Below are 9,196 nucleotides of genomic sequence, written 5' to 3' on the forward strand. Positions count from 1 at the left end.
CGATCGACCACGAGCGTGCCCCATGGGAGCCGACTTACCAGCGCAACGCGATCCTCTCGCCATCAGACGCTGAAGGCGCCCGCCAAAAGTCTGCTCGGCCGGCTGGACGGACGACCGGGACAGCAACACGGCTGAATGCGGCAGGTGCCTGTCCGGGCGTTCCCGCGCGGGTCGGTTTGTGCTGCCGGCCGCTACAGCATTGGCAGTTTCAGCTTTTGCTCATTCGCACACTCCATCGCAATCTCATACCCCGCATCCGCATGACGCATCACGCCGGTGCCGGGGTCGTTCCACAGCACGCGGGCGATGCGCTTGTCGGCTGCCTCGCTGCCGTCGCAGACGATCACTACTCCGCTGTGTTGCGAGTAGCCCATGCCGACGCCGCCGCCATGGTGCAGCGATACCCAGGTCGCGCCGCCGGCGACGTTGAGCATCGCGTTGAGCAGCGGCCAGTCGGACACCGCATCGCTGCCGTCGCGCATCGCTTCGGTTTCGCGGTTCGGTGACGCGACGCTGCCGCTGTCCAGATGGTCGCGGCCGATCACCACCGGCGCCTTGAGCTCGCCATTGCGGACCATCTCGTTGAACGCCAGGCCGAGCTTGTCGCGCAGGCCCAGGCCGATCCAGCAGATGCGCGCGGGCAGGCCCTGGAAGTCGATGCGCTCGCGCGCCATGTCGAGCCAGCGGTGCAGGTGCGGATCGTCGGGGATCAGCTGCTTGACCTTGGCGTCGGTCTTGTAGATGTCCTCGGGGTCGCCACTGAGCGCAACCCAGCGGAACGGGCCGATGCCGCGGCAGAACAGCGGCCGCACGTAGGCGGGCACGAAGCCGGGGAAGTCGAACGCGTTGCTGCAACCCTCGTCCTTGGCCATCTGGCGAATGTTGTTGCCGTAGTCGAAAGTCGGGATGCCCTGCTTCTGGAACGCGAGCATCGCCTCGACGTGCACGCGCATGGATTTCTTGGCTTCGTCGCGGACGCGCTCGGGGCTGGACTTCTGCTCGGTGAGCCATTGCTCCACCGTCCAGCCGGTCGGCAGGTAGCCGTGCACGGGATCGTGCGCGCTGGTCTGGTCGGTGACGGCGTCAGGGCGCACACCGCGCTCGACCAGTTGCGGCAGGATTTCGGCGGCGTTGCCGAGCAGCGCGATCGACTTGGCTTCGCCGGCCTGCGTGTAGCGCTCGATGCGGGCGAGCGCGTCGTCCAGGTCGCTGGCTTGCTCGTCGACGTAACGGGTGCGCAGGCGCATGTCGATGCGGTTCTGCCGGCATTCAATGTTGAGGCTGCACGCGCCGGCCAGGCTGGCGGCCAGCGGCTGCGCGCCGCCCATGCCGCCGAGGCCGGCGGTGAGGATCCAGCGGCCGGTGAGATCGCCGCCGTAGTGCTGGCGGCCCATCTCGACGAAGGTCTCGTACGTGCCCTGCACGATGCCCTGGCTGCCGATGTAGATCCAGCTGCCGGCGGTCATCTGGCCGTACATCATCAGGCCCTTGCGATCGAGCTCGTGGAAGTGCTCCCAGGTCGCCCACGCCGGCACCAGGTTGGAATTGGCGATCAGCACGCGCGGGGCGTCGCTGTGCGTGCGAAAGATGCCGACCGGCTTGCCCGACTGCACCAGCAGGGTCTCGTCGCTGTCGAGGGTCTTCAGCGAATTCAGGATCGCGTCATAGGATGCCCAGTCGCGCGCAGCGCGGCCGATGCCGCCGTAGACCACTAGCGCGGTCGGGTCCTCGGCCACTTCGGCATCCAGGTTGTTCTGGATCATCCGGTAGGCGGCTTCGGTCAGCCACGACTTGCAGGTGAGCTGGCTACCCCGCGGGGCGCGGATGACGCGCGAGGGGTCGATGCGGGAGGACATGGCAGGCCCTGTTGCAGTGGCGAAGCGGGCGATTATCGCAGGGGTTTGCCGGTGGAGCCTTCCGCAGCGTTTCGCGCAAGCGCCGGCGTTCTTGCAGGAGCGGCTTTAGCCGCGATGGGACATTGGTTGCCGCGGCATCGCGAAAGTCACGCGGTGACCTCCTGCAGGAGCGGCTGCGACCGGGCGTAGAGCCGAGCTTGCTCGGCTGCTCTTCGGTCTGGCCACCAGGCAGCCGAGCAAGCTCGGCTCTACCACCGCGGGTCGGGGTGCTCAGGGGCAGGCTGGGGAAACCGGTTTTGGTTCGCGGCTGAATCCGCTCCTACTAAGGACATGGAAACACCCGGCGCGGGGCCGGGCGTTTCGTCGTGCGGCGGTGCTGCCGATGATCAGCGGATCGAGGGATCCAGCCGGCGCAGGGCGTCGACAATATTGATCTCGCCGGTGCGGTCCAGGTCCTCGCGGGTGTAGACGCGGCCGTGGGCGATCACGCAATCGGTCTCGTCGGTCCTGCGCGCGGTGATGCGGGAGGTGATGCGCGAGCCGGTGTAGCGGATGCAGTCGCGATCGACGTCCTGCTGCAGCTCGGCACGGGTGTCCAGCTCGACCGTGGCATCGGCCGTGGCAGTTTCGGTTTCGACCCGCGCCTGCGCATCTACATCGGCGGCGGTGGTGCTCTGGGCCGCAGCGGCGAACGCGAACGAGCCGAGCAGGCTGGCAATCAACAGACGTTTCATGGCGTCACCTCGGGCGATGGGGCACGACACCACGATACTCCGCCGGGGCGGTGGTCACCGCTATCTCCGATGAGGTATTTAGGGCAGCGTCAGGCGCGCCGGCATGGGTTTTTGCGCGGATACAGGCCAACGCGGGCTGCTGCGCCACGGGGCCGGCAGCATCGGCAAACCGGCGGCGCACGGCTCGCAGCTAAAGTCATACTGCAATCTCCGCCCGCTATGATCCGCTCATGCCCCTGATTCCCAAGGCCTTCGCGGCCCTGCTCGCCCTGTCCCTCATCGCCTGCGCCAGCCGACCGCCGGCAGCGCCCGGGCAGGCCTCGACCCCGGCCCCGACCCCGATTCCGACGCCCTCCGCGCCGGTGCTGCTAGTGTCGCTGGACGGCTTCCGCGCCGACTACCTCGAGCTGGGGATCACCCCTAACCTCGCGCGCCTCGCCGCGACCGGCGTGCGTGCCGAGTGGATGGAACCGGCCTACCCGACACTGACGTTCCCCAACCACTACACCATCGTGACCGGGCTACACCCGGACCGGCACGGCATCGTCCACAACACCATGCGCGATATCGACCTGGGGCGGTTCAGCCTCGGCAATCGCGAGGCGGTCGGCGACGGCCGCTGGTGGGGCGGCGAGCCGATCTGGGTCGGCGCCGAGAACGCCGGGCTTGCCACCGCGACCCTGTCCTGGCCCGGCAGCGAGGCGCCGGTGCAGGGCGTGCAGCCGACCCGCTGGCGGCCGTTCGATGCGTCGCTGGCAATCGATGCACGGGTCGACATCGTGCTCGGCTGGCTGGCCGAACCGGCGGCGACCCGGCCGGCGTTCGCGACGCTGTACTTCGAACACCTGGACTCGGCGGCACACCCGCACGGCCCGGATTCGCCCGAGGCGCATGCCGCCATCGCCCGGCTCGATGCTGCGATCGGGCGCCTGCTCGACGGCCTGGGCGAGCTCGGCCAGCGCGGCGCGGTGAACCTGGTGGTGGTGTCGGACCACGGCATGGCGGCCGTCGCGCCGGGGCACACGGTTGCGCTCGAGGACCTGGTCGATCCGGCCGATGCGACGGCGGTGACCTATGGCCAGTCGCTCGGCTTCGCCCCTCTGCCTGGGCGCAGCGAGGCGGCCGAGGCGCAGTTGCTCGGCGCGCACCAGCGCTACGACTGCTGGCGCAAGGCGGAACTGCCGGCGCGCTGGCACTACGGCCAGCACCCACGGGTGCCGCCGATCGTCTGCCAGATGCACGAGGGCTGGGATGCGCGGCCGCGCGCCTCAATCAAACGTCGCGCGCAGGTCGGAACCCGCGGCTCGCACGGCTTTGACCCGGCGCTGGCCTCGATGCGCGCGCTGTTCATCGCGCACGGACCGGCGTTCAGGCGCGGTGTCGTGCTGCCGGCGTTCGACAACGTCGACGTGTATCCGCTGCTGGCCCGGCTGCTGGGCATCGAGCCGGAACCGCACGACGGCGACGACGACGCCCTGGCAGCGCTGCGCGACGAAGCCCCCGGGTAGGAGCGGCTTCAGCCGCGATCCCCCACCCGAAATTCCCCTGTAGGAGCGACGTAAGTCGCGACCCAGCGCCGAGGGATCCGCAGCCCTGGCATTGATGTCCGAATCCGGCGAGTCTGACCGCGGGACCGGTGCTAGCCTGCGTCCATGCCGATCGTTACCGCCCCCGCCATTCGCCACGCCGTGCCCGACCCGACGGTCTGCGAACAGGCACGGCTGAGCCGCGATGCACGCTTTGACGGCCTGTTCTTCACCGCAGTGTCCAGCACCGGCATCTACTGCCGGCCGGTGTGCCCGGCGCCGCGGCCCAGGCGCGAGAACGTCGCCTACTACGCCAACGCGGCGGCGGCCGAAGCCGCCGGTTTTCGGCCGTGCCTGCGCTGCCGGCCGGAGCTGTCGCCGGGCGACGGCGCCTGGCGACGCGGCGATGCGGCGGTGGCGCGCGCGCTGAAGCTGATCGAAGACGGCGCGCTGGCCGATGCCCCGATCGCTGCGCTGGCCGAGCGGGTCGGCCTTGGCGAGCGGCAGTTGCGGCGCCTGTTCGTCGAGCGCCTCGGCGCCGCGCCGCTCGGCGTGCACGGCACCCGGCGCCTGCTGTTCGCCAAGCAGCTGCTGACCGAGACCGCGCTGCCGATCACCGACATCGCGATGGCGGCGGGCTTCGGCAGCCTGCGCCGCTTCAACACCACGTTCAAGGACGCCTACCGGATGGCGCCGCGCGAGCTGCGCCGGCGGCCGCCGACACCGACCGGCGATGCGCTGACGCTGCGGCTCGGCTACCGCCCGCCGTACGACTTCAGCGCAATGCTGGACTTTCTGCGCGGCCGCGCGCTGCCGGGGGTGGAGGTGGTCGATGCGGCGAGTTACGCGCGCGTCATCGGCGATGCCGCGGCGCCGGGCTGGCTGCGCGTCAGCGCATGGCCCGGTGATGCGCACGCGCTCAAGCTGGAACTGCACGGCGCCGCGCCGACCGGGCTGCTGGACATCGTCAACCGGCTGCGGCGCATGTTCGACCTGGATGCCGATCCCGTTGCGATCGCGCGGGTGCTGTCGGCCGACCCGAAACTGCGGCCGTTGCTCGCCAGCCGCCCCGGCCTGCGGCTGCCGAGCGGCTGGCACGGCTTCGAGATCGCGGTGCGCGCGATCCTCGGCCAGCAGGTCAGCGTGGCCGCCGCCCGGACCCTGGCGACGCGGCTGGCGCAGCGGTTCGGACACGCGCTTGCCACGCCGTTCGGACCCGGCCTGGAGTACCTGTTCCCCACGCCCGAGGCGCTGGTCGATGCCGATCTCGCGCTGATCGCCCTCACCCGCGCGCGGGCGCAGACTATCCGCAGCGTCGCGCAGGCGTTGCTCGATGGTCGCGTCGACTTCCGCCACGAGCGCACGCTCGAGGACTTCGCCGCACGCTGGGTCGCACTGCCCGGCATCGGCCCGTGGACCGCGCACTACATCGCGATGCGCGCGCTCGGCCATCCCGACGCATTCCCGGCCGAGGACCTGGTGCTGCGGCGCGCCGCCGGCGATGACGGCGTGTCGCTGACGACGCGCGCGCTCGGCGCACGCGCCGAAGCGTGGCGGCCGTGGCGCGCCTATGCGGTGATCCACCTCTGGAGCGAATCGGCGTGCACCGCGCCGCTCAGGCGCGCCAGCGCGATTCGAGGGACCTCCTGATGACCACCTATACCCACATCCACAGCCCGGTCGGCCCGCTGCTGCTGGCCGCCGACGACGACGGTCTGCGCCTGATCGAGTTCGACACCCCGCGGCACCCGGCGCGCCGGGGCGAGGACTGGCGCGAGGGCGAACATCCCGCGTTCGTACCCGCGCGCGCGCAACTGGGCGAGTATTTCGACGGCCAGCGCCGCAGCTTCGAGCTGCCGCTGGCACCCCGCGGCACGCAGTTCCAGCGCGAGGTCTGGCAGACGCTGGCGTCCATCCCCTACGGCGAGACGATCAGCTATGCGCAGCTGGCCACGCGGGTCGGCAAGCCGCGGGCGATGCGCGCGGTCGGCGCCGCCAACAGCCGCAACCCGCTGCCGATCGTGCTGCCGTGCCACCGCGTGATCGGCGCCGATGGTTCCCTGACCGGCTTCGGCGGCGGGCTGCCGACCAAGCAGTTCCTGCTGGCGCTTGAGGGCGCGTGGCCGCGCGGTGATCTGTTTGCGGCGAGAGCCGGCTGACGCAGCGTAGGGCGGCCGCGCTTTATGTGCCCACCCTACTCGGCCAGCAGCCGCTCCATGGCGGCGGCGAAGCGCGTGGCGATCACGTCGCTGCGCACATGCCGGCCGCCGTCGACCACGCAGCGCCCATCCACCCAGGCCTCGCGCACCAGGTTGCGGTTGCCGCTGAATATCCAGCGGTCGAGCGCGTCCTTGTCGCGTGCGCCGGCAAACTGCGCGGCGTTGATGTCCAGCACCAGCGCGTCGGCGGACTCGCCCTCCGCGAGCGTGCCGATCGCGTGGCCGGTCGATGCCGCCGCGCTCCTGGCGACGCCGCGCAGCAGGGTCTCGCCGACGCTGGGCGATGCTTCGGTCACCGCGATATTGCGCCGGCGCGTGGTCAGGCGCTGGCCGTATTCCAGCCAGCGCAGTTCCTCCACCGGCGACACCGAGATCTGCGAATCCGAGCCGATGCCCCAGGCGCCGCCGGCGTCGAGGTACGCACGCAACGGGAACAGGCCGTCGCCGAGGTTGGCCTCGGTGGTCGAGCACAGCGCCACGGTCGCGCCGCTGCCGGCGATGCCGCGGACCTCGTCATCCACCAGGTGGGTGGCATGCACCAGAGTCCACCGCGCGTCGACGTCGGCGTTGTCGAGCAGCCACTGCACCGGTCGGGCGCCGCGCATCGCAATGCAGTCGTCGACCTCGCCGGTCTGCTCGGCAATGTGGATGTGCACGCGGCTGTCGGCCGACAGCGCGTCGAGCACCACGCGCATGGCGTCGGCCGGGACCGCGCGCAGGCTGTGCAAAGCGCAGCCGATGCGCAGCGTGCCGGGCGCGTCGGCGCGCAGCACATCGAGCAGGCGCAGGTAGCTGTCGACGTCGTGGGCAAAGCGGCGCTGGCGCTCGCCGAGTGCCCGCCCGTCGAAGCCACCGCTCATGTACAGCACCGGCAGCAGGGTCAGGCGGATGCCGGTCTCCTGCGCGGCCTCGATCAGCGCGCGCGACATCGCCGCGGGATCGTCGTATGGCCGGCCGTCGAGTGCGTGGTGCAGGTAGTGGAATTCGCACACGCTGGTGTAGCCGGCCTCGAGCATCTCCACGTACAACTGCGCGGCCACCGCGTGCAGCGTCTCGGGGGTGAAGCGCCCGGCGAAGCGGTACATCGTCTCGCGCCAGGTCCAGAACGAATCGTTGGCGTCGGTCTGGCGCTCGGCCATGCCGGCCATCGCGCGTTGGAACGCATGCGAATGCAGGTTGGCGATGCCCGGTACCACGCGCTGGTCGGTGGTGCCGCCGTGCCCGCCGCGCGCGATCCGGCCGTGCGGGTCGACCTCGAGCCTGACGCCGTCCTGCCAGCCATCGGGGCGCCAGATCCTGGCGTTTGGGATCGTCCTCATACCCCGATTGTGGCGCCTCGTCCGCGCGTTGGCGACCGTGGCCGCAACCCGCGGCATTCGTGTAGGAGCGCCCCATGGGCGCGATCGCTCCCCTACGATTCCAAATCGCGGGCATGGCCCGCTCCTACAGCGAGGATCGATCCCGCAAACACGCTGCAGCCGCGCTGCAAACCTACAATGCAGCAATGAACACAGACGACATGCAATGGGATGGCCTGATCCTCGGCGCCTCACTGGCGACCATGGATGCACCGCAGGGCTATGGCGCGATCAATGATGCCGCCCTGGGCTGGCGCGACGGCCGGTTGACCTACGTCGGGCCGCGCCACGGCCTGCCCGGCGAGGCGGCGACGCTGGCGCGCGAGGTGATCGAAGCTGGCGGCTGGATCACCCCGGGCCTGATCGACTGCCACACCCACCTGGTGTTCGCCGGCGACCGCGCGCGCGAGTTCGAGCAACGACTGCAGGGCGCAAGTTACGAGGAGATCGCACGTGCCGGCGGCGGCATTGTCTCGACCGTGCGCGCCACCCGTGCCGCCGACGAAACCGAACTGCTGCGCCAGTCGCTGTCGCGCGCGCGCGCACTGATCGCCGACGGCGCGAGCACGCTGGAGATCAAGTCAGGCTACGGCCTGGATTACGACAACGAGCGCAAGATGCTGCGGGTAGCGCGGCAGGTCGGCGAGACACTCGGCATCGAAGTGCGCACCACCTATCTGGCCGCACACGCGCTGCCGCCGGAGTTCAGCGGGCGCGCTGACGACTACATCGATGCGGTGATCGAGTGGCTACCGCGGCTGCACGCGGAAGGGCTGGTCGATGCGGTCGATGCGTTCTGCGAGGGCATCGGCTTCTCGCCGGCGCAGACCCGTCGCGTGTTCGAGGCCGCGCGCGCGCTCGATCTGCCAGTCAAGCTGCACGCCGACCAGCTCAGCGATCTGGGCGGTGCGGCGCTGGTCGCGGACTTCGGCGGGCTCTCGGCCGACCACGTCGAACACACCGCGACAACGGGCGTACGCGCAATGGCCGAGCGCGGCGCGGTCGCGGTGCTGCTGCCCGGGGCGTTCCACGTGTTGCGCGAAACCCGGCTGCCGCCGCTGGAGCAATTCCGCGAGCACGGCGTGGCCATGGCGGTCGCGACCGACTGCAACCCCGGCACCTCGCCGCTGCTGTCGCTGCGCCAGGCAATGCAACTGGCCTGTACCCATTTCAGGCTCACCCCGGAGGAGTCGCTGCGCGGCGCCACCGTGCACGCGGCGCGCGCGCTCGGCCTGGAAGATCGCGGGGCATTGCGGGTCGGCATGCGCGCGGATTTCGTGCAGTGGGACATCGGGCATCCGGCCGAGCTTTGCTACTGGCTCGGTGGCAGGCTCGCCGCTGGCGTATATGCCGCTGGCCAGCAGCGGGCCTAGCGAAGCTGCTCTACGGCGTGACCGCTTTTGCCGGCGGTTTCAACCGGTCAGTGCAACAGCTTGTTGATATCGCTCGATCGGTGTCTCGTAACCCAAGGTCTTGCGTGGTCGCTCATTCAAGCGTCTGGCC

The 9,196-nt window shown here is 70.4% G+C and carries 7 protein-coding genes; 4 read left to right on the plus strand and 3 right to left on the minus strand.

The features are described 5' to 3' along the window. Window positions 1-191 precede the first annotated feature (191 nt). Window positions 192-1,856, minus strand: a complete 1,665-nt coding sequence (gene hutU / locus ACJQWM_RS12090) for a urocanate hydratase (RefSeq protein WP_332705536.1) — start codon at window positions 1,854-1,856, stop codon at window positions 192-194. A 386-nt stretch (window positions 1,857-2,242) separates the two neighbouring features. Beyond that, window positions 2,243-2,590, minus strand: coding sequence for a hypothetical protein (locus tag ACJQWM_RS12095; protein ID WP_330970364.1), 348 nt, complete (start codon window positions 2,588-2,590; stop codon window positions 2,243-2,245). Window positions 2,591-2,820: 230 nt separating this feature from the next. On the opposite strand from ACJQWM_RS12095, the gene ACJQWM_RS12100 reads away from it, so the two are divergent. From ACJQWM_RS12100 to ACJQWM_RS12110, 3 genes are all read left to right on the plus strand, one after another. Beyond that, window positions 2,821-4,098 carry an alkaline phosphatase family protein gene (locus ACJQWM_RS12100; protein WP_332705540.1) on the plus strand — a complete coding sequence of 426 codons (1,278 nt, stop codon included), beginning with the start codon at window positions 2,821-2,823 and terminating at the stop codon, window positions 4,096-4,098. Between the two features lie 144 nt (window positions 4,099-4,242). Then, a complete protein-coding gene (locus ACJQWM_RS12105) occupies window positions 4,243-5,766 on the plus strand; it encodes a DNA-3-methyladenine glycosylase 2 family protein (RefSeq protein ID WP_411306859.1) in 1,524 nt (507 codons plus the stop codon). Next, on the plus strand, window positions 5,766-6,275 hold the full coding sequence (locus ACJQWM_RS12110; protein ID WP_332705546.1) for a methylated-DNA--[protein]-cysteine S-methyltransferase: 510 nt from the start codon (window positions 5,766-5,768) through the stop codon (window positions 6,273-6,275). Before ACJQWM_RS12105 ends, ACJQWM_RS12110 begins: the two co-directional genes overlap by 1 nt. A 35-nt stretch (window positions 6,276-6,310) precedes the next feature. Here ACJQWM_RS12110 and ACJQWM_RS12115 read toward each other — a convergent pair whose 3' ends face one another. After that, entirely contained in the window at window positions 6,311-7,654 is a 1,344-nt protein-coding gene (locus ACJQWM_RS12115) for a formimidoylglutamate deiminase (RefSeq protein ID WP_332705550.1), read from the minus strand. 185 nt (window positions 7,655-7,839) lie between these two features. Here ACJQWM_RS12115 and hutI point away from each other — a divergent pair, with 185 nt between their 5' ends. Then, entirely contained in the window at window positions 7,840-9,066 is a 1,227-nt protein-coding gene (gene hutI / locus ACJQWM_RS12120; protein WP_332705553.1) for an imidazolonepropionase, read from the plus strand. Window positions 9,067-9,196: the final 130 nt, after the last annotated feature.

This window comes from Novilysobacter longmucuonensis (assembly GCF_046600735.1).
In the GTDB taxonomy this organism is placed as follows: Bacteria; Pseudomonadota; Gammaproteobacteria; order Xanthomonadales; family Xanthomonadaceae; genus Novilysobacter_A; species Novilysobacter_A longmucuonensis.